This is a genomic window from Ectobacillus soli (genome assembly GCF_042610425.1).
GTDB lineage: Bacteria > Bacillota > Bacilli > Bacillales > Bacillaceae_G > Ectobacillus.
Genome location: NZ_JBGJZM010000001.1, coordinates 1739526 through 1765153 on the forward strand (window position 1 = coordinate 1739526; position 25628 = coordinate 1765153).

Genomic DNA, 25628 nt, shown 5'->3' on the forward strand with positions numbered 1-25628 from the left:
AACCATGTACCCATCAGAAATTTTTATAAATTTCTAACCTATATAGACTTTTTAAAGAAATATGAAGAAAATCAATGAAAATTCACGAATTTATACTTACATAATATAATTTGATATTCCTACGGTTTTCTAATCCTTTATAAACTCTCTCAGCACTACATACGAACCTAGGTGTTTGCCTATAATCCTTTTATAATTAGTATTAGAAATCAGCTGAGATCACTACAAATCATTGAAAATCACATATTACAGATTTTTAGAATTAATAGGTCTAGACCTCTTTATAAATTAAGGAGGATAAGTACATGAAAGTTGGACACTTTTTTAATGAAGACACAAGTATTACAATTCAAGACATTGCACAATCTTTTTTAAATGAGAAAATTGACATTCTTCTCAATGACTACTACCATCAAGGTAAGGTGAACACTGCTACATCTTTAGAACAGGAGGATGTAGCATGAAAAGCAGTTGGCAGAGTAAGAATCTTTTTTAGATTCACTTTGCCAACTGCTTTTATTTTAACGTGGGCTTATCAACTAACGCACTTCACATAACAGGTGTGCATGTGGCAACACATGGGGTATTGGTGTGTGTTATCTAATAATAGCCCTGCAATGAACAGTATTAATATTTTTTACGTTGCTGTGACTGGACCTAAAACAATCACTTTCTCAATATCATCTATAGGAATAGTATATCTAAAAGGATCACCAGGCGTTCCCATTGCCTCTGCGAGAATAGTCGGCTCCCCAGTTTGTTCAACAAATAGGGAATTTCCGAATTTTTTTAAAACAAGAACTGTTTCGACATATGAGCTGTAATGAATTTGATATTCTACTTCTTTTAAAACAAAATTATAGGTAAGATATTGGTTTTCAATCACCAAATGCATTTGTTTATTTTCCTCTTTTTTAAAGCCTGTTTGCTCGTTCTTTTTAATATACGATTGTTTTAAATTTTCTTCAATAAATAATGAAATAGCTTCAGCCATCAATGTCATAATTTCCACCGATGCAACCTGTATCATTTGATCATATTTAGGATTTAAGATATTATTTTCAAACATTAAGTTGACAAAGTAGTCAACATTTGCAGTTGTAAATTCTAGAAAATTGTTTATATCTTTAGAATAAAAATCCTTTTTATCAAAAAGCGAAATTCCCATTTTCATGTAATCATTACCGTATTGTGCCATAGCATTTATTATTTCTTTTTGACTAATTGTTTTACCAAATCCTGTATTAATTTCTACTAATGTATAATCCCAATAGTTACCAAAATATTCGTTTTTTCTCCTATTTGAATCCATTTTAATTTGATAAGGAATATTTAGTAGATTACTATTGAAAGTTGTTAAAACGGTATTTTCCCCTATACTAATTGATGAACGTACCAATCTTCCACTTTCAGGGACTTTTTTCTCATTTATTAAAATGGTACGACTGCTTTGAATTGCGTCACTTTTTTCTTTTTTAGAAACTTCAATTCCTACTCCGTAACTATAGCCATTACCACCCAGTTTCTGCTTAATCCTTACGGTGTATTTTGTTCCACTATCCATTAACGGAGCTAAGCTTTTGGCAAGTTCTGCAGGTATCCAACCAATCTGTCTCCCTTCAACAAGGTGTACACCTATTGCATACGGATCGTAGGTGTTATTGTAGTCCCTCTTCAAATAAATTCTATCTTGAGGCGACATACCAGCAATAATGCTTTGTCTCCCTTCAAATGTAACCCCTGCAATCCTAGTAATGAATGGTTTACTTATGTCTAGGTTAGGAGTTACCTTTGTCTTTGCTACAGAAGTTTTCTCTACATTGCCTTCTTTTTTTAATTCATTTTGATTTCCTTTTTGTTCGTTAGTCTGCCAGATTAATATTTCTAAACCATTTTTTCCAAAAGCACCAATAATTTTTGCATCATATTTAATTCCCCAATCCATTTTCTTAGCAATATCTGATGAGATTTCCTTCGGTATTGACCCTAAAAGTCTATTATTGCTATCGTAAACATTAATTTCAGTTAGTGAAAGTATATGCCTTTTTATTTTAATTTTATCTGACAATTTCATATTACTGATTAATTTATTTGTTTCTTCAATATTATTCTTACGAAGCATGAATGTTGTTTTCCCAGGATAATTTTCTGATTTCCAACTGTTATCTACTTCATTTTTTGCAACATTGTTTATGCTTTCAAAACCTCCTATTAATCTTCCATTTTCCTCCTTTGATTTTGAAAATGATTTTGGATGTGACTTTGGAAGAATAACAAATGCAAAATATAAAATAACAATCATTACTATGATAAAAAGCACTAGAAAAGAACCTCCCAATTCAACTATTTTTAACCTCATTTTTTTATTAATCTTAGGCATTTCTCCTAATAAAAGATTTCATAATAGATTAAGAATCTTACATAAAGACACATGCTAATACAATACCTTTAATAACATAGATCTATTTTTTTGTTTAACTGTTTTTTCACATGGACTTTTGTAGCTTTTGAAGCATAGAGTAAATAAACTAAATAATAATTGCCATTTTTACTGCCCTCCCTTGATTTTGATTTAAGGCTATCATTTTAAATATGTTTATATATACTAATATATCAAAATTATTGTACTGTAAAATTAAAGAGTCTTATCAATTAAACAATAAATTATAAATTCCTCTTTAAAATAAGGCCTCTGCATTAATTTAAAATAATAAACTGTTGCATTTTTTAATTTAAATGGTTTTATTATTCTTACATAGAAAGTCCCCAAAGGCATAAAAAAGCAACGCCTAGGGTTAGTTGTCTTCCTTTAAAATGAGTTGCGTCACACACTCCACATGACTGGTGAGCTGATTTTAGTCAATATGAGATATTGACTTGTAGTACTGTTCACCTAAATTAGTACTTATCAAGTGTGTAAAGACAGAGATATATTAGAAAACATTCTTAAAATCCAGCATTCAATATGCAAATAATTTTATACTATAAGTTTGAAATAAATATACTTTGAAGATTATTTAAAATAAGATACTTTCTATGAAAACAGATAATATTTTCTATGAAGATATAAAATATTTTCTAAAAAAATAGATTATACTTGAAATTAAACTATAGATGATAACTAACTTTTTGAATGCACCATCTAGTTGTCTTACAATCGAGTTCCGTCCACAATCCAATAAAGAACCAGTTTAGTTACGTGAAAACCTATTTTTACGACGTCTACACTAAACGAAAAATAGGTCGCTGATATCACCTATATCCACACTTTAAAAGACGGTTGGTGTTTATTTAGCCTCGGTTTTAGACTTGCATTCTAAAAAATCATAGGTCATTCTTTCTCTCGCTTTATCACCACAGATCTCGTTTTACATGCATTTGACAATGCCGTTTCCGTTCAAAAACCAGCTCCAGGTCTCATCTTGCATACTGATCTTAGCACGCAATACAAGTGCGGATTTTAGTAAGGCTATTAAAAGGCAAGGAATCGTTCCATATTTTAGCCGCAAAGGCTGCCCATATGAGATAACACATGTCATGTTCTTCTGTTTCCATCCTCCAAGTGTACAGAGTGTATGCGGCAACACAAGAGGTGCTGGTTATTATTCCTACTTTTAATTACCACAATTTACATTGTAATATTTAATATCAGCAAAAGGATACGCTTTAAAATAATTCTTTTTTAACAACATTAACGCTATCATTTTTCTTAAAATCAACTGACCACTAGCTAATAAATCGAATTCTATTTCATTTACTTCAGTGTTTCCATGGGACAAAGAATTTCTTACGTCACATATTTTTTTTGCATTAGCTAATTCTTCTGTATTAAACCCTTTTAATTCTTTTAATTCTTTCAAAATCTTTCTTGTATCAGTCATTAATTTCTTTGAAATTAAAGGTTTAAACTCATCAAATAATTGTCTATGGTGTTCACCGTATTCTTCATCAACGGTCTTTCTCAAAAAATCAGAAAAAATATTTTTAAAATTGGTTATGATTTGTGATTCAATAGCTTTATAGCCTTCTCTCCCTAGTATTTCGAGCCCTCTATATTGGTTAAGCAATGCATCCTCATAAAGTTCTATGTCTAATGCATCAAGGCTCCGGTTAAAATAATCTATTGCTGCATAATATTTTTTTCTTAAACTAATCTCTTTTTCTTTCTGATTTTTATTTTCTGATTTTACTATGTTGTTTAACGCTCCCATAAAGCAATGAATTCTATTTATATTTTCTGAACTTATCAAAGGGGTTTCCTGGATATTATTTACTTTTTTTATGTTCCTTCTATAAATATTTTGATATTCAATAATTAATTTAATACCAAATAGAAAACTTAATAATTTGTTTGACCTTTCAAAATTTGATATTGCACGTCGATAAACATGATCTAAATCTGACAAGTCACCATCATACACAAAGGAATCGACATCTAAAGAGATACAATTTTCATCCCAACGATAGTTATAGTAAAAACATTCATTAATCCAGAATCCGCTTCCCCTCCTTATTTTCAGTCTAATTCTTTCTCCATTTGGTCCTTCTAAACTAACTTTACAAGTAAGTTTAAACACAACTCTTCTTCACCATCTTTCATTCTATTCATACGTCAATATGGTATCCAACATCCTCTTCTATGTATGATATAATCTTATCATTTTTTTCATACGATATTATCAAGGATTGAAAGGTTCAATGCTATTAATTTACAAAAACAAAAACTTGTATTTTCAACTTTAAATGGTTTTATTAATTATACATTAGTTAAATCCCAACAGGGTCAAAGACGCACCCTCTGTAAAAACGCTGTCGTTTTGTAGGATCCGACATTTAAATAACTACAATAATAGAATAACCGTGGGAATGCCATTAAGTCATGCTAAATAAGAGGTCAGATGAGTTAAGCCAATGCAAAAAATCAACGTAGCAATCATTTGGCAAGGTCTTTACTGCTGTTTTCAGGCTGGATTGCTCAGAGAAGTGGAAACGACTTCTTACAGACAGTTCGGATGGAGTTTCGATTGTGGTTACGACCAATGGTGCTTGTCACGATATATGTGGGCGAAACTACATATGCTTATAAAGCAAATAACAAGTTGAAGAGATTCAGATATGAACAGCATCATCATCGGTACCCAACTTACACTAAAGGTTACATTCATTTAGAATACTACTTCCTCTGTCCACGAATTATACTTGAATCCTTAGACAGGTGTATTTGTCAACATTGAATTTGAGCCAGAGTGATCCTTCAAAAGTGAGCCTGTCATCTTTTCTTCTTCAAAAATAGAGGTCCATTCCGTAAATTCCAGATTGGTTGTGATCACCACACTCGCCCGTTCATATCTGCCGGAGAAAAATTGGAGTAAGAGTTCTGAACCCATTTTAGTAAATGGGACATATCCTAATTCATCTATGACGATCAAATCAAATTTTGAGCCACCTCTTCTCAAACATACCTAGCTTATGTTCCTCAATGGCCATCAAGAGTTCCTCAACTAATTCAGCTGCGGTGACAAACTTTACCTTGTAGCCATTCTTGACCATTTCTATACCAAGACCTGTTATCAACTGCTGAAAATCAACGAGCTAATGCTACTATTCCAAGGATACCAAGCCATTAAAAGTAAATGAACATGATATATATATTAGATCCAAATAATCCAACTGATCGTCTCTAGATGGAAGATTAGCCACAAAGGAAAAATAATCATTTTAATAATACAAATTCCATTACTCAACAGTCAAATAATAATTTCACGACAGTCAGCGAAGTGTAGTTTAAAGCTAATAAGCATGCTTCTCTTATTTTTTTATCTATCTCCATTTTTATTAGAGAGGTTTGGGCACTGAACTTAAGATAGCCAAGGAATGGTTCATCAAGTACTTTTAGTTCTTAACAATAAAGAAATCAACATTACAGAGGAAAGGCTTATCTATCAAAACTATACAAAATTATTCCATGTTTAAAACAAGACAATCTAATTAAGATTCCCTTGTTTTAATTATCTTTTCAGTTACAGGAACATCTATCCTTAAAGAACACTCATTTTAAAGGGGTGTGGCACACAACGTTACTATCCGAAGGATACAAAGAAGGCAACTACCTTGCAAAATTTTTTATATAAATTTTAATCTTTTAGGATGTTAAATGAAAAATATAAAAAAACCATAAAATCCAAGGACTATAAATCTTTTCGGAAACTTCTTATAAAAATTTATTGCAATACAAAAACCACTTACTTTAACAGTAAGTGGTAGCCTACTTATTTTACGAACTTTTTTGTAGGAAAATCAAACTTGACCTTCTAACCATCCAACAAAAATTTTCTTAGCAATTTTAATCCTTTTTCCAATTCTAACAACATGAAAGACACTCGAGTTTACCAACTCATAGGCCTGTCTACGACCAATTCCCAATATATTTTGAATATCAGTTACATTTAAAACATCTGGATACTTATCAAGATTATACATAATTTAGCACCTTATCTTTATATTTTTTTATTCCTCAAAGTTAGTAAAAACGGAACAATTAGAACAGTAAATAATTCTGTAGTCCCAGAGTCATTTCAAACTTCTCTTAATACTTAAAATTTTACTAGAATTACCTATAATATGCACACTACGTTAAAATCGATTATTCACTGTCTATTATGATTCTACACTAACTTTACCTCTCTATTTAAAACAGTCTTAAAATTCCTTATATTTTCTCGTCTTTTTAGAACTATTACAAAACAAAAGACTTCTTAAATAATACGAACAGACCATTTTACATAATAAAAATAGCCTGTTCACATTCTATCTTGAAAAAGTATTCTATGTATTTAATCTGTATAGGTAACTTCAAGTTAAATGAATACTATTTAAAATGTTTTGATTAAGTAAACACTGCATGCATCTCACACAATTTTGGTCACACTTTGGTCACACAACATAGGAAAAGTTCGTTTATACCGGTGATTCTAAGGCTATGAAAACCTTATTAAAGTAGACCCTAAATAACTTCAGGTAATGTCCAAATGACCTTGACAGGGTGGAGGTCGCTGGTTCGAGACCAGTCGGGGACATTACAATCTACGAAAACCGTGTCAAATCAATGTTGACAAATACAACAAACACGGTGGTGGTCGGCTAAGGCAGGTAGTTATACGTCTCTTGTCTCGTTTTCCAAAACGTAAAGGGAAACGTGTGAAAAAAGAATTACGAACAGCTACGACACAAACGATTGATGACTTGTTTGAGAAGTTTTACCACGCTAAGTTGCTGAAGGGCGAACTGAACGTACCTTACATCAATACAAGGAGAACTTTCGTTACTTTACGTATTTTCTCGACTACAAAGCTCTCAGTAGAAACATGAACACTATTACGACCGACTTGATCCACAACTACGTAGTGTTCATGAAAAACGAAAAGGTACAGTTTGAAGACCACGCTTATAAACCAAGTGATAGTATATCGGTTGGTCTCTCCCCTTTTACCATTAAAGACATTACGAGTAATGTTCCGTTTTCTAGTTGAGGATGGATTAATTGACAAGAATCCGATGAAACAAGTGAAAGACGTAAATGAACCACAGGAGCAAATCGACATACTAACGGTAGAGGAACTGCGAGAACTGCTGAATGCGCCTGATAAAAGAAGCTACAGTGATTTTCGAGAACACGTTATCACGAATCTTCTACTAGATACATTCTTGCGTATTAGCGAAGCATTGTCGCTTACAGTTAACGATATCGACTTCTCAGCTAAGGTAATTACAGTTCGTGCCACAGTCGCCAAAAATCGTAAATCACGTATGGTTCCAATTAAAAATACGACTGCCAATCTACTAAAAGATTTGATTAAAGAAAACGAAGAATTTGAAACGGATCACGTCTTTGTGACGAACTACGGCGAACCGATGGATCGTAATCATTTCCGCAAACGATTGAAAAAGTATGCACAAGAAGCAGGAATTACGAAAAACGTTCACCCTCACCTTTTCCCACACACGGGTGCTACGATGTTTCTAGAAGCAGGTGGAGATATATTTGTAGATGTTGCTCGGTCATTCTGATCTGCGTAGGGTAATGCGGTATACACATCTATCGAAGCAAGCTCTGATTCATCAACATGACCAGTTTTCTCCGCTGAATGCCGTAATTGGAAAGCTGAACAAGGAACGAAAGATATTGTGTTAGACGTCGTGTTACTATAGTGCATCATGAGCCTTTGAGTTATCCTTACTGGACTCCAAGCGTGTTTCAATTCATTTTTTATCTAATGACATATACTAGGAGGAACTCTTGTGTATGTAAATTATCTCATTGTTAAGAAGTGTCAGCTTGATCCAAAACGTTCCGCCGAGAAAACTTTACACATTTGGAATTTTATAACAAAAAAGTTGAACGAGAACGAATGGTTTTCTAGTGAAGAAATATACACTCGTTTTGCTGATGTATATCGGCGTGGTGATATCACTAGAGCGTTGAATTTGCTGGAGGAGAAACATGGCGTAATTAGACGTGAGCAATTCGGCGTCAGAGTTATCAATCGTCAGTACCTACACCAACTTGTTGATTTAGTGCCGTTGGAAAATGTTCATAATCTAGCCTTTATCATAGAAAACCTATTTGTAAGTAAAAATCATTCCGAAAGCAACGGCTCGGCCCTGGTGAGTTTTGTGAGGAACAACTTTGGTATCCAAATCCGTATAGCAAATTTCAAAATCAACTAGGATTAATTATACACAATCATAATGTACTAACCCTAATGAATAGAAGGAAGTAGAACTAAATAGATGCAGGGGGGTTCTAGTAACTTAAAAAGAACATTCCCCCATATCATCTAGCACTCCTTTAAATTGCAAGGTCGCAAGTATCCATACGTACGTATATCCACGCAATTCTAGGCGTAGTATGTATAACATGTGGGTCTTTTTTTGTACTAGGGTACCCATGGAATCAGATTGGAAAAGTATAGACAATTATCTCTCCCAACTTACAAATTCTCTTTTGCTCATGATAAGTTATAATTTAAATAAAAGCACCCAGAAAGATGCTTTACATTTTTAAGTATTTTATTATTGAATCAAACTTTTTTAATTCATATATATTTGTAAGGGTATTTTCAACAATTTCCAAACCAGAGAATATAATTTTACCAGGTGGATTATTCAACTTATGGACTGTTTGATTACCTAATTTTCGAATCATATGTAAAATTACTGTTTGACTTGCTGTTAAGACACCTTGCTCCGCAAGACCATTTATTTTCCCATTAAGATTTCCGCTTCTTACTTGATTATTGTCTTTGTCGAGTACAATTAAACCGGTATTGTCATCTGTTACATAACCATTTTTTATAGAAAGGTCGTTACAAATACCTTCTATAATCATCCTTAATCCTGCTCCAGCAAGTAAATAGTACTTTAATTCATAATTAGCTACTACTTGTTCATATAATGCTGCTAATAATTCAGGTAAGTGTTTAAATTTTTTCATCTTGTACTTATTACGATTATCTTTATCAGTCAATGGCTCAGGAGGGAAAACTTGAATATCCTCAAAATCAATCTGTTCGTTTTCATCATGTACATAAAAATGCATGGTTGAATCGTCATATTCTTTAATGAATGTAAGGGTTTCGCAACCCAGACATTGAGCAATAATATAGTCTTCTGACCAACTAAAACCAGCTTCTTCATGATCCCCACTGATAGAATGTTGGACTACAATACCATGGTTTGTTTTATGTTTACATATTCTACAATAAACCCTCTTCCTAAATCTCTTCAACTCTGTCAACAAAATCCCCTCCTTTTTATCTACATCACTTTCGACAAAAAGAGATATTTTCCTGCCTCTATTATCAATTTCGCTATATATTATATTTTTCTAAAGGTACTTAAAACAGCGTTCTTGGGATAGTACGAAAGTATACCTTCGCGAATACTCAGTATTTATCTTATAGCTATCTCGATATAATACGTATAAAATTATAATAAAGTAGAATTAAAATGATTGAGTAAAGGAGCTCTAATAATGCCATTAATAGACTTTAAGAAATTCCCTAGAGGTAATGGAGCAGATGACGGCAAAGATCTAATTGTAGTTGAATGTAGAAAAGGAATTTTGGTTGAAAGCAAAATTAGATGGTTAGTTAGTTAGTTAGTTAGTTAGTTGCAAACTCTATGCACATTCAGGGAGATCCGTATCAGTGGACGATGAACTCAATATAACAGATAGGCTAAATTTGCATAACTGTCAGGGGTTTATCGGATTTTATTCCACGTTGCCTAATTCTAGTTTAAATAGAAGCCTTAGATCTTATGAAGATCGTTTTCAGATTAATGTATTTAATCAAGAAAGCATCGAAAGTATACTCTTGGAAGGAAAACAAGAAATGCAATTAATTAAACGGTACTTCCTCCAAACTTTCTTAGCAATTAATAATTCAGACTCTTTACCTTCCAATTTATTTGCTGCATATGAAACACTAAACTGTGACGTTTGCCAAAAGGATTTATTAAAGCCAGAAATGAAAGGACTTGGAATAATTGTTTTTGTCGAAAAGCCTAACGATAATTTTACCTTTGATGAATGTGTTGACATTTACTGCGTATGTAAAGGTAAATGTGATACCTTACTAGAAACTACTATAAATACAGAGTACATAACAAAATAGGGGGATATTTCCATTCTGTTTATACCCACAAATTATTTGAGATGGAATATGGCAATTTTAAATAGAATTCGTGATAACAACGATATATATTCTGATCGAGCTTTTAAAAAGCTTAAGCACTTTATCTTAAAGACTTCACAATTGGTATTAAAAAGCCAAACTGAACAACAGATTAATAGATTCAAGGAACTTAGTCAACTTCCACCTTATTTATAAAAATCTTATTAACATCCAAACACTCAAAAAAATTCAGCAAAATAAACCCAACATATTTTATAAGTTCTTTAATATACACCCATGTACGAGTGCCTTTTTGTTACCATGTTCCTTACCTAGTGCGCATCGTACCAAGAAAAACAAATCCTTTCAATCACTGTAGTTTCTCAAGTTGGAAGGGAAACAATTTACCTATGTAAAAATGAATGCCAACCAATTTTCATTATAGGAAAACCTAGAATTAAACCCGTTGTAGGCAGAGGAAACAGGATAAATGCCCACGTAATTAGAAACGCTGAAGAGCTGGAGACGTATTATGAATTCGAATCTAAAGATCTGCCTTATGTTCTCAAAGTTTCCTTTATCATTAAGTAATAATGTACAAAGCAAAGTCACAATTTCTAATAACGAGTTTTATGTAGCCTGCGTCGTCAATCAACGTGGGCATTTCCTTTGTATGCATGTCATACCGTATGTCCAACTGACAAAGACTGAAGGTTCGCCCCGCGCTCAAACATTAAATACATCACAGTTTGCGAATGTGAATTAATCTCTGATAATATCCCTTGAGGTTTTCGAATTCCACAAAAAATTTTTAAGCGAGACTGACTCTTCGAACAGGCTAGCTAGTCTAGCGTAAGAGGCGTACCAAATAGACTCATTTGTCCTAACGTACTGAAATATCCTATGGCACATAATCCGTCAAGGTTTCGTATCCATGTTCGTCTATCATCAGGCGTATTGCTTTAATATTACCCCACCCGCTCTTGCACTAGGATACCCCTGTACCTACGTTAATCCGTACTACTACCCTGTCCGTTACCATTTGAGCGCGATATGATCGTTGAACGAACACAGGAAGGCAAGGCAATTACAAAGCAGCACCAAGGTTTTCGAGAAGGTCGCCCAAATAAATTCGCCAAAAAACAGATAGACTACGCCCTACGGCTGTTAGCAACGCATTCGTACAGACAGGTAGAGGACTTAACGGGAATATCGAAAAGTACGCTGATCAGAGCAAAGAAGAGACTACTGACGAAGCAAAACTATCTTCCCTTGTCTAGTTTGCAGCAGGGGGTTTTTTTATGCCTTAAATGTCGTAACGTTAAATAAAAAGCACTTTTCATATTATTCAACGTACCGTCACACTATTTGTAACATCACCCTTATCGAATATGTTCAACCTGCCGCAGAATATCTCCCAATATTTTCGTGAGTGACGTATCCCAACGTCCAATATTAGGGCGTTTGGGCTACGTTAACCAACGGGACTCAACAACAGTCAGTATGTCTAAGTGATTCTATCGTAGGTACTGCAATATGAAGTCTGGGAGGTACAATATTTTTAATGTTTTCTGATTTTTGATAATTATTGATACATTTTTCCTTTAAATTCATTTACAAATGTCACACTATTTTCTTTGAGACTTTTCCAATCACCTTTTAATAGGGATTTAGGTAAGACTTCATACACAAATAACCAATTTTGATTAAAATCATCTTCATCTTTAAGTAATTCTCTTGCTAATTTCTTAAATTCTTTCACTTCTGATGATATTTTATGATGATCACAATACAAAAAAGCTAGTAATAATAAAATACAATGACTACTTTTTCTTATTTTTCCAAAGTCGATTGTATCAATGATAAAGTCATACTTAAGTGAATAATATATAGCATAAGAAACTACTTCAAAATTATTACTCTCCATACCTTCTTTGTAAATTAACTTAGAATATTCACTAATATTCTCTTTTTCCACTTCAAATACATTAAATACATTTCTTTCTAATAACGGAATTAAATAAGGGTATATGATTGAAAGATGAAAGATTGTTTTTACACAATAGTCAATAGCATTGTCCGTCAATTTTTTCTTCGATAAAACTTTTATCACAAAATTTAAAATAGCTGAATTGTTATTATTTTCATGCATTAATTGTATTGATAAGTCTAAATAAGCCTGAACTTCCTTAAAATTCATAAGGTCATTTTCATTAAATTTCGCATAAGTATTTAACTTTCTTACCCAGTGTTCAACAGAAGCCAGTGGCAATGGTGTTATTTTTGTTTTCTTGTGATTTAGTATTAAATTATATGCACGAAGTTGTTCCGATAGCTCTAATAAAAACTTCTGACCTTCTTCATAACTCGTAACATAGCAAGTGTAATCATCAATATTTCTTATATATTTCCAATTCTTATTACGTAGTTCATAGTCAATAGAAGTCAATATTATTTCTGATAATAGATTCGAAGTATGTGGACCAATCAATAATCCATTTGTTTCACCATTTTTTGTATTTCGAACGTGAAAGTCTAAAATATTATACCATTCTTGATGATTGGTCTTATTTGCCTTTGCTGTTTCTTTACCAACTAGAGCCCACGAAATTGAATGTGTATATATACTCGGAAAACAAGTTGAAATATCAGCATTTACTAAATACTTGCTTCCAATTAATAAATTAGGTTCTGGGGTACCATCATTCTTAAAATCACTATAATTCATCTCAAAAATCTTAGGGTTATTTTTCATTTTCCTTATATGAATCCGACTTGTTTTATAGTCTTCACCCTGGGTTTTATTTTTAAAATGATCTAATATTGTACCCCAATAATCGCTTAAATATAAGCAAAGCCGTTGATATGACATTGGATTAGGTATCCCTAAAGGACGTGGTATATTTATATTTCTCATATTTTCATAATAAATATACGACTGTTCCTTCTTAGTGTTGCTAAATGCTGGATTTTGGGTTTGACAATATTCAAAAAATTTTTTGGATGTTAAAAATGGTGGTAATTTCTCACTAAACAATCCATAACCTAAAAGCCCTTCATATAACTCATCTGAAGACAATTCATCCATAAACTCATTATATTTTTTCTCCACCATATCCCGCCTCCTGAGAAATTTCCCATCCTGTTATTAACTTACTTTCGATACCTGATGGTAGTATTATATACAGATCTTCTAAATATTTTTCACTATTACTACCTGGAATGTTAACTAAAGTATTACTAGGAGTATTACTTTTTAAAGCTACCAAAATATATTTTAATGATTCTTGTAATCCCCTATTTCCCCTTGGTATATTGGGCATGGCAAAAACTTTAGTTTCACCAACTTCTTATTGATGGATACTCTGAGACACTTACATACAACATATTTCAATAACCTCTCAATTCTTTTATTGATAATATAATTTCTTACAATATCAGCCTAACTCTTATCAAATATTATAATCAATATTGTAAGCCCTCTTCATTTAGATAGACCTTAGAGTATATCAAAGCTACCAAATATTTTCTCTTCAACATTGTCCGCATTTACGTCTGTCAGTGGAAAATCTATATAACTTACTTTTTTTAATCCCCAATAATATTTTTCACCTAATTCTTTTGTTTTTGGCGTAGCAATAGTTGTCTCTTTGCCTGTTTGAATGTTCATTACTTCCTGATTTCTTAAAGGATTATAAAATCGCCAATGATTCGCCGGTGAACAACCCTTGCTCCAGGAGCCAATATTAGCGTACTCGAATTTCGATAAGTACACGGTGGGTTGCTGTTTGGATTCATCATTGTACAATTCCATCTCCATGACGTAAATTGGTCCATCTCGCCATTCGTTTTCTAATTCATTGTCAGATCTTTGCTGGAACAACAAAATAAAATCTTTAATATACCATCCTGTGTAATCGTTATCAGACTTATATCTTAAAAACTTATCAACGACACTAATATAATTACTTTTTTCAGAAACAATCGTTTTACAATGATCCATTAGCTTTTGAATATTTTCATAAGTTTTGTGCACCACCATAAAGGCATTTCGAATATTTTCAGATGAATTCATAGTAGAGCCCTCCATTAATCGTATTAGTAACATCAAAGTTTACCATTGAAGACTTAGTTGAATTGAATTTATAAAATCCATCCGGTGCAATGTCTTCATCAATAGTTACATTCATATCTTTAAAGCTTTCAAACCCTTTTTTAGCTAACAATAAAATTAAATCATTGATGATTATTTGATGAAATGGATTTTCCAGTTTCATTTTATTCAATTCCTCTAAAATCGTTTGCCATGAAATATATCCAAATAAGACATCAGGTTCAATAATCGGTAGCGAACGTTTAACTATATTTTCATATACTTCTATACATGATTGATTGTATGCAATAAACAGAAGTATTTTTGTTTTACCAGCACCCTTTTGCGATACAATTCTGGACTCTCTTGCTAGCTGATTGCAGCTTTTTAAAGCTTCCTCTGCTAACATTTGCTCGCTAGCTTCATCTGATAAACCGATGTCATCATCCGAGGAAAGTCCATGCAAATACTTTACCTCGATGCCAATTGTCACACGATCAAAATCTATTAAAGCATCTATTTCACCTTCACTATGATATGGCCAAAATGTGATTTGATCAGCCCAGAAATCGATATCGATCTCCTCAATGTATTTGCGAATATTATGAGGAAATATACCGTTCAGAAAAATATTTCTTAAAGCTAAATTAAACGGAATATACCTTAAAGCACCAAAAAAGTTTCCAGTCAAATTGTCTTCTAATCTATTGGTCAAGTTCGATCCTGTTTGACTAAGTTTACCTTTAATTTCAGCAATCATTGTTTCTCCCTTATCTTTCATTATTCTTTTTACACAATTAATTTTCATTTATGGGATGGTTCTTCATGATGTAGCTATGTGAATTTTCTATTTTTTACAATAATATAGAAAGTTATTATACTTTAATTGTATAGACGATATCTTCTGCACTTAATAAATCACCTACGCTATAATACCAGCCTCCTGTATTATTTTTTGGTGGTCTTGGACAATTATGAAGCTCATATCTTTCATTTAAAATATAGAATTTATAAGGCACAGACTTTTCATAGTTAAATCCGTTTTTGCGTTCAATAATATAACTTACTAAACGGTTTTTAACAGCCTCTGAAAAATCTCGTTCTTCAATTACCCTTTTCCAATCAGATATATCAATCTCTAATGTCTCAACAATATCGTATGTACCGCCAATTGAAACAGAAAGAACAATTGCTTCTTCATCCAATGAATTATTATTCAGTAGCTCTGCCCCCCACGAATAGTTCATTCGAGCATCTTGCTTTATAGATGATTTTAAGTGATTCTTCATTTCTATTTCGATATTAATCATATCTTCGTTAACATACCAATGACCAGACATTAAAATATCTTCAAGTAGTTGTTTTGCATAACTTAAAATAGGAATAATTTCATGTTGTTTATAAAGAAACATTAACAATTCTTTATTTTCTTTTAATCCTTTCTTAGTAAAATTAGCGGAACCAGTAATACAAACATTTTCATCTAAAATGTAAACTTTAGAATGCAAGTTTTTGAGGGCGATAATTTTTACTCCTTGTCTTTTTAAAAGCTTTAACGCCTCAATACTACTATTCCCATTAATAAATAAGTTTCTGTCAAACCGGGTTATTAAAATGCATTCTACATTGTCATTCCGCAGTTTATTTAGAAGTCTTTCAGCTGTATACATACTAATAAATGGACTAATAATCATTATTGATTCTCTACTTTTATTCAATTCTTCAAATAGATGTTTTTCAAGATTATTAGTAACTAACTTCACTATACATCACCCCTTATCCAAATTATAACAGTAAAAACCCACTACTTAAAATGTAAGTGGGTTTCTTTTACTTAATATATATCCTGCATAATATTAGACGGTTTCTTGAAAATTAGAAACTGCTTTTTTCTTTTTATAAACTACTTTGACCACATTTACTAATCTTTAACTTATTTAATCAAAAAACAACCCTGACACCCATTGGTACCAAGGTTGTTTCAATAGTTTAATTGTACTTAGTGTTGCTTTGAAAAAAAGATTGATCAAGATTCTTTTCAGTAGCTCTAAGTTTCGTTTTTATAAAAAAGGTTGATAACTTCATAATGGTGTTGCTCCACAATCGCGCCAGATTGTTTAATACCCTCAATTCTTTAACTGCTTGTCGGTTGGCAAAATGATCGCCGCAATAATATAAATCAACAATACTATACTAACTCCAATAGAAGACACCCCTTATATCGATATAAACATATTTGATTTTTTGTATTTTCTTTCCGTCTGGTTTAAAATAAGAACAAGCGTTTAATGGAAAAAATAAGGAGGGTATTGTATGTGGATTTTTTGGTTTATAGCAGGGGCTGTAGCAATGTATTACTGGCAAAAGTATAACCAAAATATGGATAAAAAGAACAATGAAGATGAGTTAGCCACAAAATTAGATAAAGGTCAAAATCTTAAAGAAGACAACTTAACTAAAAACTTAGGTAAAGGTGTAAAACCTCAAGAATACAATGAAGCTATAAATTTGGGTAACTTTAATCATTATTTGGAGCCTGACGAAATATGTTTGTTTCAGCAAGAGGATGTAGCTTGGTATGGATATACTCCTAATTATAGAGACCAGATGTATTTAAAAACCTCTACGGATATTGGTAATGTTAGGTTAAGTTCTATTAGCGAAATGTCAGATGGTGAGCCTGATAATATATGGAATGTTAGAGCCGCGGGAACTCTTTATTTAACTAACAAAAAAGTTATTCTTTATGATAAAGGTTTTAGTAACGTGTGGACTAAATTAAGTATTGAAGGTGATTATCCTGAACAGGTTTTGAAATTTCTCTTAGAAGATATTATGGATGTTAAACAAACAAATTTAACTAATGTTGGTTTAAAAGGAGTTCTTCTTTCAACAAGTAATGGACAATGTATTTTAGCCCCTTCATATAGAAAGTACGTTGGAAGAAGAACTCCTATTGTGAATGAATATAAGTCACTAGCAGAATTTGGAGAACGACTGATTGGTTTAAAAGGGGCTCCTGAAATTGATAAACTGAAAAAATCCATTGATGACATAATGAAGGAAAGGGTTGAACTGGAAAAAAAGCTTAATCTTTAAGGATTCTTTATACATAGAGATGAAGATAAATTAACGGAAGTAACAAAATAAGATTTATTATTAAACTGGTCTTTATGTTTGTTTTTCTCTTAATAAAAAGATAAAACGCCAAAGAACAGGTTAGATAAATAATTTTATTTGAGAGTTAGAAGGTACCAAAAGCTTATACCTCAAATTCAGTTTCGAAATATATAGGTAATACATCTCTTATACTATTGTAAATTAATAGGGATTCAGATTTAGAAAAGAAAAGGTTATTAGAGGAATACTCTCAATAACCTTTTCAAAACCTCATTTACTTATGATACGGTTCATCTCATCGTAGCACAATCCTCCTTTAAATTTATAAGAAATTGATTAAAAACTGGTCAAGATTCTGGTCAAGAATTTTCATTATTCTACGTTACAGGATTTGCATGAAAAAATATAGAATACTCTATAAACCCTTGATACGACTAGCTTTCCGTTCGATATTCCCGAAACATAAAATATATGTTTCTTATCTTGACAGGGTGGAGGTCGCTGGTTCGAGACCAGTCGGGGTCATTAATACAGAAAGATAAAAGCCCTTTTAATGAAAGGGTTTTTATTATGAAATAGATCTATTCATTTCACTAATACAGGTCTATTGAAAGTCCATTGGGGCAAATTTGGGGCAAAAATAGGCGGTGTTTCCTAGTAATTAACCATAAAGAAAAAGAAACGAGCAAAAAATAGCACAGAGATACTTATTTTATAAATGGATTTATTTAAACACTATTCCTTTAACATATTCTATCGGATCATAATCTTATAATAAAGTTTAATCTGCAAATTCCTCTTAATTGTAAGCGCCCGATTGTTGAAGATAAAAAGTGTTGCTTAGGGCTTGATTTTATTTTAATTGAGCAAATACTCGCTTCTAACTATCTATTCTCCTTGGTTTTAGTACCGATTGCATAATGTATATCTTCAGAATCTGCAAAATAATTATTAATTATCTTATTTAATTCATGAATCCTTCTGCTATTCAAGACTATTCTTAAATGATTAGGAATAGGAGTATTAACATTTGCAGGTATATTTTTTATAGTCAAACCACCTTGTGCTGTATATAGATATGTAGCATACACTATTCCTATTAGTTCCACAGAAGTAATAAGTTCAAAGGTTTCCTTATGTAATAGTTGTTTAACAGAAAGTACAGGTGAACCACTTGATCCCGGATAAATAGCACAATCAATTAGGAATTCTTTCTCACCTTTATAATCAATAGCAGGAGATGTAGCTATAGTTCCTTTTCTAAAAATCGGATAATTATTCAGTTCGTCCCAGATTCCATTCGGATAACCTATAACTATTATATCTTCAGCAGGAAGAAAGTTCTTTAGATTATCACCATTTGGTATTTGTTGAAGTCTGATACCATAATAATATGGCTTTATTCTATCCTTTTCTGCCAGTTTATATAAATTAGCTATTGGCATTGCACATAAATCCACATTTGGATCAGGATGCATAAAAAAAATTATCAATAGGAACTACGAATTCACAATGTGAATTCGTTTTCTTACCATTTATATCAGCTGCATGGAATCTTACAGTAATATCGACTGTGCCATCAATAACATGTTTATTAGTAACAATTGATGGAACGTTGACATATTGTCCGTCTCTTGTCTGTTCGGCAAATCTGATGATAAACCCAGTTCCGGTACTAAAACCATTTTTCAATCTTGAAGTAATTCTTACTGTTGAATAATTTAATTCATTAATATTTATCTCTTCATCCTCCATATTTTCTATTAATAGTCTCTAACTAGCAAGAATCTATGTAGCTATATTTTTTCAACCTTTAATTACACCTTCCTACGAGACTTTATATGTTAAAGATCAATAATCCGTTCGTGCTTATTAAATGATACCCTCGATAGTTGAAAATATTTATATCCAATCATATTAACTGAGATTGGTGCCTATCTATAAAACCTTTAAGAATTGTCTAATTTATTCCACTCGCTTAAATAAGGGACAAAATCTAATTCCTTTGGTTTATCATCCAGCATGGAAATGAATTCTAATTTATTCCCATCCGGATCTAAAAAATAAATACTAGCAGCTGGCATCCATGCTTGAACAATCGGTTCCTCGTTGCCTTTTCCCTGACTTCCGATAACCTCAATTTCTTGGTTCTGTAACCATTGAATGGAATGAACTAAGAAATCCAATTCTACTTCAAATGCAAAATGCCTTTTTTCGATTTCACTTGAAACGGGCGCCAGCCATAACCCTAACATTTGATAGCCAGGTTCTCCAATCCAAAAGAAGGCGTTTTTTTCAGTAGTATGTCCTAATTCGAGCCCTAACTTTTCTTGATAAAAGTTGATGGCAGCTTTTAAATCCTTTACTTGCAAGTGAGTTTCATAGATTTTTTTTATCATTATAAATGATCAGCCTCCTTCTAAGAAAATTTAACAATAATCATCTTTTTGATATTAACATAAATATCCATTAAATATTTTGAAAATCTTATTCAATTAAATGCCCCTTAACATAAAGAAAAAGCACAATTCTTGCTGGAGAATCGCGCCCGAATGTCGAAGATTGAAAATGCGAAAGAGCTGCAAAATTATCCTCAGTAATTTCACTAAAGATATGCGTTACTTTCAGTACATTATTTCACAATCTCTTCTAAACTTTAAAAGTTTTTAAAGAAAATAAATGAGTTATATTTCGTATTATAAGAATAATACGGCATAATTTTGTATAAAGGAAATGCTTATTTTATGTATTTTCGCTTTTTAAAATATACAGCAGAAATAAAGCAAATTACGCTTGGCAATAGAAATACTACACTTCTACCAATTATAAAAACATAAAATGGTGCAGAATTGATTGTGTTTTGATATTTATAATAATCAGCCCCTAAACGAATAACAAACCCTATTATCAAAAGAATACCTGTAACGTTCAAAAACTTATCTACTTCTAATAATTTTTTCATCCCCAAACCTCCAAGCTATAACTAATCTTTATTGCACAATATTCTACAAATATGTAGCTCTAAGCATATTATTTGATTATATTTTATAACTTTTATAAGTCCTTGAATACTTGTTCATTTGTCATATTATTTACCTTTTTAACTATTCTGTCCGTCAGTTTAAGTGAAAATCTCACAATCTCTTCACCCTTAACAATTTTCTTTAAATGCATTATTCAATCATATGGACCTAAAATGGAAAATGCACTTTCCTTATTACAGGAAAGCGCCCTATTGTTGAAAAAGTAATTATTAGCAGACTTACTCAAGTACGTGATTATAAAATTAAGTTTTGTCTTATCACTATTTCTTATACAGTTCACGATGTAATTATGGTAAACACTATAAACATTTTAATCACTTGTTTTTCAATAATTAATCAGTTATACTGATTATATATCAAACTGATTATCATAGGAGGTGAAAATTCAATTGCATAAATGGAATCAATCTTATGGTTTTTTGCTTGGAAAGGTTCTGCAGGAAATGGAAAATAAGTTTGCTGAAGGACTTATTCCATTTAATATTAACGCAAGACAATATGGTGTACTTTTATTTATTCAGGAAAACCCTTACTCATCACAAAAAGATATTTCTGAAAACCTACAAATCGATCGGACAACTATGGTGAGTCATATTGATCATTTGGAAACTTTAGCATTTGTTGAGAGAACAAAAAATCCTAATGACAGAAGATCCTATAGCCTTAAAATTACTGAAGAAGGTAAAGATGTATTGGATTCGCGTTGGAAATTTTTAACCAATATTGAATCAGAGGTTTTAGCCCCTTTAAATCAGCAAGAAAGACAATTGCTTAAAGATTTTCTTGTTAAAGTTTGGCTATATAAAAAACAGGAGGTTATAAAATATGAACGCACTTGATTATTTTAATGCACGTCTTCAAGGAACAATAAGTCCTATGGATTATCTGAAATCTAAGCAAATGGATTCGGAAAAATATTTCTTAATCGATGTTAGAAACGGTCCAATTCATTTAAGAAATTTAACAATTATAGATGCTAATGTTATACCTGAACAAGAATTATCTAATCGTTTAAATGAAATACCAAAAGAAAAGGAAATTATTGTTTATTGCTGGGATGTATGGTGCAATACTGCTGCCAAAGTAGCAAAGTTTTTATTGGAACAAGGTTATAAAGTTAAAGAGTTGACCGGAGGCATTGCAGCATGGCAGGAAATGAACTTTCCTGTTTCAAAATCAACCATAGATGACAACATCTCTGATAATTGTGGTTGTTAACTCAAGTGCAAAAAAATACAAGGTATTGGATTGGAGTTGCTTCTCGTGATCATGTAATGAAGGGTGTCGATGGTGGATTTGCTCAACTTTGTCACGGTAAAGAGGCTCCTTTAAAAAAGATGAATACTGGTGATTGGATCATTTATTACTCTTCAAAAGTAAGTTTTAATGAAAGTACTCCGTATCAAAAATTTACTGCTTTGGGGAAAGTTATCGATGATTATGTTTTTCAGTTTGATATGGGAAATGATTTCATCCCTTTCCGAAGAAATATAGATTTTATTAGTTGTACAGAAATATCAATTCATCCATTAATCCCACACCTTTCTTTCATTAAAAATGAGAAGCGTTGGGGTTATCCTTTTCGATTTGGCCATTTTGAGATAAGTGAAAAAGATTTTAAACTAATTGCAGAAAAAATGATGGATGTTAAAGGAGATTAGAGAATTCTAATCTCCTTTTAACTTTTTTATAACATAATGTATCAAATCCCTTGCTCCACAATCTGGCCCTAAAATGGAAAAAGCACTCTCCTTATTACAGGAAAGCGCCCCATTGTTGAATAGTGGTAAATGAAAATAGACTTCAAAAATAGAACTAAGTTAATTTTACTAGAGCAACCTTTAGTTTCCTTCCATAATTCCAAAGTGTTGAATAAAAAACCTCCTTTTAAAATTAGAATAAAGAGAGTTTTTTGTGAAATCCTTTAAACGATCCAAGACCTATAGCTGTTAAAATCAATCTTCTTACCTCTTTAATAGTTGGCATCTTTTAAGGATTTTTGTTTATACATATTTTGATCAGCAATACTCAATAAACCATCTAATGTTTTCGCATCGTTTGGGTACACAGATGTTCCAATAGAAACAGAGATATCTATATTTAGCTCTTCAGATAATTTTCTTAATTCGTTATTTATGTGGTTAATTATTCTATCCATGCCATTTATTTCGATAAAAGGAGTAATAATAATAAATTCATCTCCTGCAAGACGAGCAACAATATCTTTTTTCCTTGTAATTTTTACTAATAAATTTGAAAGATGTTTAAGCACTTCATCACCGATCTCGTGTCCATCCTTATCATTTATTATTTTAAAATTGTTTATATCGACAAAAAATAATATTAACTTCTCATTTTTTCTGTCCATTAGAACTGAAATTTTAGGAAATATACGATAAATGTATCTCCTATTGTAGATTTTTGTTAAAGGATCATTTTCTGAAAGAAATTTAACCATATCATATTGTTTTCCTAACCACCAAAAAACAGGAGCTAAACCCAAACTAATAAAAGGAAATCCATAAGGGGGATAATTGTAATAAAGAACTCCATACTCTCTGAGTGCTTGTATAACTACTATCATAACTACTAACCCGGTTATTCTTCCATTATATTTCATCATTTCTCCCCATATATTGTATAATAAAGTTTTCCTTCACTAAATTTTTTGTATTTTAAAAAGCAATGGCAATAACATTGAATTTTTCGAATATCAGAAATCTATAATAAACTATTTTACTTTAGAAAATGAAAAAAATAAACAATCTTTTCTTCAGGTAACCTGAGACTATAGTCATAATGAACAATAGGCTGCCAATGGTATCCGACGCTTCAACTCTTGCTCCCAATAAAGAAGACGCCTTCATGTTCAAGAAAGGCGCCCTATTCTGGAATAACTAAGATGTGACCTCAGCCTTAGTACCAATTAATTGTTCTTCTACTAACAGCCCCCGTTAGTTTAAGTAGATTTATTCACAAACTTTAACCTTTATTTGATTTTTTATCAAAAAGGAGAAACTGTAATGTTCTATTTTAAAACTGTCTCGGCTGGGGTAAATGCTTCCCATTGATTATATTTCGTTGTTATTGATAAAATTAACCAATACTCTCTAAATGGATTCGCTAAGTTTTTCTGCTTTGGTAAGACGAAAGTTATTAACCCAAGGGCTTGACTGACCTGTCACCTAGTGAGTTTGCTCAAATTTTCTCCTTGATTCTTTTTGAAGCAAAGGGGACAACATCGCATATTGACTCTTCATTCGTTAAACCCAAATATAGATATTATATGGGGGAACATTTTTATAAATCAAAGGTTTGTTTTAATTTTAAAAAATAACCCCTGTCCAAAAACAGAGATATCTTTCTAAAGATATAGTGAATTTTTAATGCCCTACACAAAAGGGGATAACTTTCATTTAGGCTTGTTTTTTATTCCGTTATAATAAATACGTTAAACTATCAGTTCCAATACTTTATGCTGCCTGCACAGTTCTTTAGTAAATGTTGTTGCTAAGTGATCGGATTTAAAATTAGAACTAAAAATCCACCCGGATTCATAGTCCGTATATTTATTTTTCACATATTGGATAGCCTTATGGAATAAGGCTAGAATAACACCGCCCCCCTGGTATTCCGGCAAGACCGCAATTTCAGCGATGATGATCCGTTTAATGCGGTGAGGAAACAGTTTATTTTTAATATAAGTGGCGACTCCTAAAGTTCCCCCGTTGGGCACTAATTCATTTATGTCTGGATACCACAAAATATAGCCAATCGGAACACCTTCCTTTTCGGCGATTATTAGGCATTCACCATTGATGAATAAGGAAAGACTTTTGAATAACTCGTAATCTTCTTCAAAAGTGGTAGGAAAGTATAGGGGATGATCCATAAAGCACTTGCTACTAATTGCTGAATAAATTTTTATTTCGTTTTTTAACTGGGTAAAATCTGAGGTTCTAAACGAGAAGTTTCTATTGACACGTTGGATGATTCTTTGGTATTTAACCAATTGTATCTCCGAATCTTTGATTTTTCCTTGATAGCAATTTAGCAAAAATTCTTCGGTGGCATATTTAGTGAAATAGCTCAGGTAATAGGGGGGATTATATGTGCCCCCAAATACAGGGGGATTATTATATGAATTGGCAAGAATTCCAATTCCGTAACTCATATGTCCATTCACACCAATAATAATTTTCTTTATTCCTCGTTCACGGCTAATTTTATAAGCTTCCTCAACCAGCAAATCTACTGCATCCTGGACACCTTCAATAGCTTCAAAAAATCCAATCTGACAAACAGCCGGATAGTTTTTTGCCACTATATAAATACAGGCTGCAACAATTTCCCCCTTCTGTTCAACAACAACCGGGTCAATCAATAAACAATTTTCACAAAAACTCCCACGTTTTTTCAACATCATTTTTAATATTTGTGAAAAGCCTGATTTGTAAGCAGTAATTCCTCTATATACTTTCTTTGTAAACTTAAAAAGCTTTCTTTTTTGTCTTCTGCTTTTGCAGTGTAAAAGTCGAAAATCCAATTAATCACCTGCCCTTCTCTTGTAAGTCTGTTTCTACAGAGTATGTATGAAAGGGACAAGGGTGAGGGCGATAGAGAAAAAGCTGTCAATATAAATGGAAGCTGCTTTACCTCTTCCATCTTATAAACCAATGACCTTAGTTGAGTAAA

At 32.0% G+C, this 25628-nt stretch carries 24 protein-coding genes and 2 pseudogenes; 12 read left to right on the plus strand and 14 right to left on the minus strand.

Annotated features, from left to right (window positions below; all coding sequences use genetic code 11):
• Window positions 1–305: 305 nt before the first annotated feature.
• Entirely contained in the window at window positions 306–464 is a 159-nt protein-coding gene (locus tag ACAN53_RS09000; RefSeq protein WP_379969152.1) for a hypothetical protein, read from the plus strand.
• 173 nt (window positions 465–637) lie between these two features.
• Here the strand turns inward: ACAN53_RS09000 and ACAN53_RS09005 are convergent, their stop codons facing one another.
• Complete coding sequence (locus ACAN53_RS09005) at window positions 638–2380, minus strand: HIRAN domain-containing protein (RefSeq protein WP_379969154.1); 1743 nt, start codon at window positions 2378–2380, stop codon at window positions 638–640.
• An 832-nt stretch (window positions 2381–3212) separates the two neighbouring features.
• Here ACAN53_RS09005 and ACAN53_RS09010 point away from each other — a divergent pair.
• Window positions 3213–3525, plus strand: a pseudogene (locus ACAN53_RS09010) (transposase); the annotation flags it as partial.
• An 89-nt stretch (window positions 3526–3614) separates the two neighbouring features.
• On the opposite strand, the gene ACAN53_RS09015 reads toward ACAN53_RS09010, so the two are convergent.
• From ACAN53_RS09015 to ACAN53_RS09025, 3 genes are all read right to left on the minus strand, one after another.
• The gene (locus tag ACAN53_RS09015; protein ID WP_379969156.1) at window positions 3615–4577 is read right to left on the minus strand and encodes a HEPN domain-containing protein; all 963 of its coding nucleotides are present in this window, start codon (window positions 4575–4577) and stop codon (window positions 3615–3617) included.
• A gap of 630 nt (window positions 4578–5207) precedes the next feature.
• Entirely contained in the window at window positions 5208–5429 is a 222-nt protein-coding gene (locus tag ACAN53_RS09020) for an ATP-binding protein (protein WP_379969158.1), read from the minus strand.
• A gap of 868 nt (window positions 5430–6297) precedes the next feature.
• Window positions 6298–6480: a helix-turn-helix domain-containing protein gene (locus tag ACAN53_RS09025; protein WP_379969160.1), complete on the minus strand. Its 183-nt coding sequence runs from the start codon at window positions 6478–6480 to the stop codon at window positions 6298–6300.
• Window positions 6481–7164: 684 nt separating this feature from the next.
• On the opposite strand from ACAN53_RS09025, the gene ACAN53_RS09030 reads away from it, so the two are divergent.
• The 3 genes from ACAN53_RS09030 (at window position 7165) to ACAN53_RS09040 (ending at window position 8727) form a co-directional block, all read left to right on the plus strand.
• Complete coding sequence (locus ACAN53_RS09030) at window positions 7165–7368, plus strand: hypothetical protein (RefSeq protein WP_379969162.1); 204 nt, start codon at window positions 7165–7167, stop codon at window positions 7366–7368.
• Between the two features lie 63 nt (window positions 7369–7431).
• The gene (locus ACAN53_RS09035) at window positions 7432–8067 is read left to right on the plus strand and encodes a tyrosine-type recombinase/integrase (protein WP_379969164.1); all 636 of its coding nucleotides are present in this window, start codon (window positions 7432–7434) and stop codon (window positions 8065–8067) included.
• 231 nt (window positions 8068–8298) lie between these two features.
• Window positions 8299–8727, plus strand: a complete 429-nt coding sequence (locus tag ACAN53_RS09040; protein WP_379969166.1) for a hypothetical protein — start codon at window positions 8299–8301, stop codon at window positions 8725–8727.
• A 325-nt stretch (window positions 8728–9052) separates the two neighbouring features.
• Here ACAN53_RS09040 and ACAN53_RS09045 read toward each other — a convergent pair whose 3' ends face one another.
• Complete coding sequence (locus ACAN53_RS09045; protein ID WP_379969168.1) at window positions 9053–9796, minus strand: DUF4145 domain-containing protein; 744 nt, start codon at window positions 9794–9796, stop codon at window positions 9053–9055.
• A gap of 237 nt (window positions 9797–10033) precedes the next feature.
• Between ACAN53_RS09045 and ACAN53_RS09050 the strand changes: the two genes are divergently transcribed.
• From ACAN53_RS09050 to ACAN53_RS09060, 3 genes and pseudogenes are all read left to right on the plus strand, one after another.
• Window positions 10034–10159 carry a hypothetical protein gene (locus ACAN53_RS09050; RefSeq protein ID WP_379969170.1) on the plus strand — a complete coding sequence of 42 codons (126 nt, stop codon included), beginning with the start codon at window positions 10034–10036 and terminating at the stop codon, window positions 10157–10159.
• A gap of 49 nt (window positions 10160–10208) precedes the next feature.
• On the plus strand, window positions 10209–10676 hold the full coding sequence (locus ACAN53_RS09055; protein ID WP_379969172.1) for a hypothetical protein: 468 nt from the start codon (window positions 10209–10211) through the stop codon (window positions 10674–10676).
• 1041 nt (window positions 10677–11717) lie between these two features.
• Window positions 11718–12005, plus strand: a pseudogene (locus ACAN53_RS09060) (hypothetical protein); the annotation flags it as partial.
• Between the two features lie 256 nt (window positions 12006–12261).
• Here ACAN53_RS09060 and ACAN53_RS09065 read toward each other — a convergent pair.
• The 4 genes from ACAN53_RS09065 to ACAN53_RS09080 form a co-directional block, all read right to left on the minus strand.
• Window positions 12262–13791 carry an RNA-directed DNA polymerase gene (locus tag ACAN53_RS09065; RefSeq protein ID WP_379969174.1) on the minus strand — a complete coding sequence of 510 codons (1530 nt, stop codon included), beginning with the start codon at window positions 13789–13791 and terminating at the stop codon, window positions 12262–12264.
• Window positions 13792–14175: 384 nt separating this feature from the next.
• Window positions 14176–14751, minus strand: a complete 576-nt coding sequence (locus ACAN53_RS09070) for a hypothetical protein (protein WP_379969176.1) — start codon at window positions 14749–14751, stop codon at window positions 14176–14178.
• Window positions 14738–15529, minus strand: a complete 792-nt coding sequence (locus ACAN53_RS09075) for a hypothetical protein (protein ID WP_379969177.1) — start codon at window positions 15527–15529, stop codon at window positions 14738–14740. The genes ACAN53_RS09070 and ACAN53_RS09075 overlap by 14 nt, the downstream gene beginning before the upstream one ends.
• A gap of 115 nt (window positions 15530–15644) precedes the next feature.
• Window positions 15645–16532: a phospholipase D family protein gene (locus ACAN53_RS09080; RefSeq protein WP_379969179.1), complete on the minus strand. Its 888-nt coding sequence runs from the start codon at window positions 16530–16532 to the stop codon at window positions 15645–15647.
• Between the two features lie 550 nt (window positions 16533–17082).
• On the opposite strand from ACAN53_RS09080, the gene ACAN53_RS09085 reads away from it, so the two are divergent.
• Complete coding sequence (locus ACAN53_RS09085; RefSeq protein WP_379969181.1) at window positions 17083–17868, plus strand: hypothetical protein; 786 nt, start codon at window positions 17083–17085, stop codon at window positions 17866–17868.
• A 905-nt stretch (window positions 17869–18773) separates the two neighbouring features.
• On the opposite strand, the gene ACAN53_RS09090 is transcribed toward ACAN53_RS09085, so the two are convergent.
• From ACAN53_RS09090 to ACAN53_RS09100, 3 genes are all read right to left on the minus strand, one after another.
• A complete protein-coding gene (locus ACAN53_RS09090) occupies window positions 18774–19334 on the minus strand; it encodes a S1 family peptidase (protein WP_379969183.1) in 561 nt (186 codons plus the stop codon).
• A 504-nt stretch (window positions 19335–19838) separates the two neighbouring features.
• Window positions 19839–20288: a VOC family protein gene (locus tag ACAN53_RS09095; RefSeq protein WP_379969185.1), complete on the minus strand. Its 450-nt coding sequence runs from the start codon at window positions 20286–20288 to the stop codon at window positions 19839–19841.
• Window positions 20289–20626: 338 nt separating this feature from the next.
• Complete coding sequence (locus ACAN53_RS09100; protein WP_379969187.1) at window positions 20627–20851, minus strand: hypothetical protein; 225 nt, start codon at window positions 20849–20851, stop codon at window positions 20627–20629.
• Between the two features lie 471 nt (window positions 20852–21322).
• Between ACAN53_RS09100 and ACAN53_RS09105 the strand changes: the two genes are divergently transcribed.
• The 3 genes from ACAN53_RS09105 to ACAN53_RS09115 are packed head-to-tail and all read left to right on the plus strand — an operon-like array spanning window position 21323 to window position 22594.
• Window positions 21323–21772, plus strand: coding sequence for a MarR family winged helix-turn-helix transcriptional regulator (locus ACAN53_RS09105; RefSeq protein WP_379969189.1), 450 nt, complete (start codon window positions 21323–21325; stop codon window positions 21770–21772).
• Window positions 21759–22151, plus strand: coding sequence for a rhodanese-like domain-containing protein (locus ACAN53_RS09110; protein WP_379969191.1), 393 nt, complete (start codon window positions 21759–21761; stop codon window positions 22149–22151). Before ACAN53_RS09105 ends, ACAN53_RS09110 begins: the two co-directional genes overlap by 14 nt.
• 5 nt (window positions 22152–22156) lie before the next feature.
• Complete coding sequence (locus tag ACAN53_RS09115) at window positions 22157–22594, plus strand: EVE domain-containing protein (RefSeq protein ID WP_379969193.1); 438 nt, start codon at window positions 22157–22159, stop codon at window positions 22592–22594.
• A gap of 311 nt (window positions 22595–22905) precedes the next feature.
• Here ACAN53_RS09115 and ACAN53_RS09120 read toward each other — a convergent pair whose 3' ends face one another.
• Both ACAN53_RS09120 and ACAN53_RS09125 read right to left on the minus strand, forming a co-directional pair.
• Entirely contained in the window at window positions 22906–23553 is a 648-nt protein-coding gene (locus ACAN53_RS09120; RefSeq protein ID WP_379969195.1) for a GGDEF domain-containing protein, read from the minus strand.
• 831 nt (window positions 23554–24384) lie between these two features.
• Window positions 24385–25479 carry a GNAT family N-acetyltransferase gene (locus tag ACAN53_RS09125; protein ID WP_379969197.1) on the minus strand — a complete coding sequence of 365 codons (1095 nt, stop codon included), beginning with the start codon at window positions 25477–25479 and terminating at the stop codon, window positions 24385–24387.
• Between the last annotated feature and the right edge of the window lie 149 nt (window positions 25480–25628).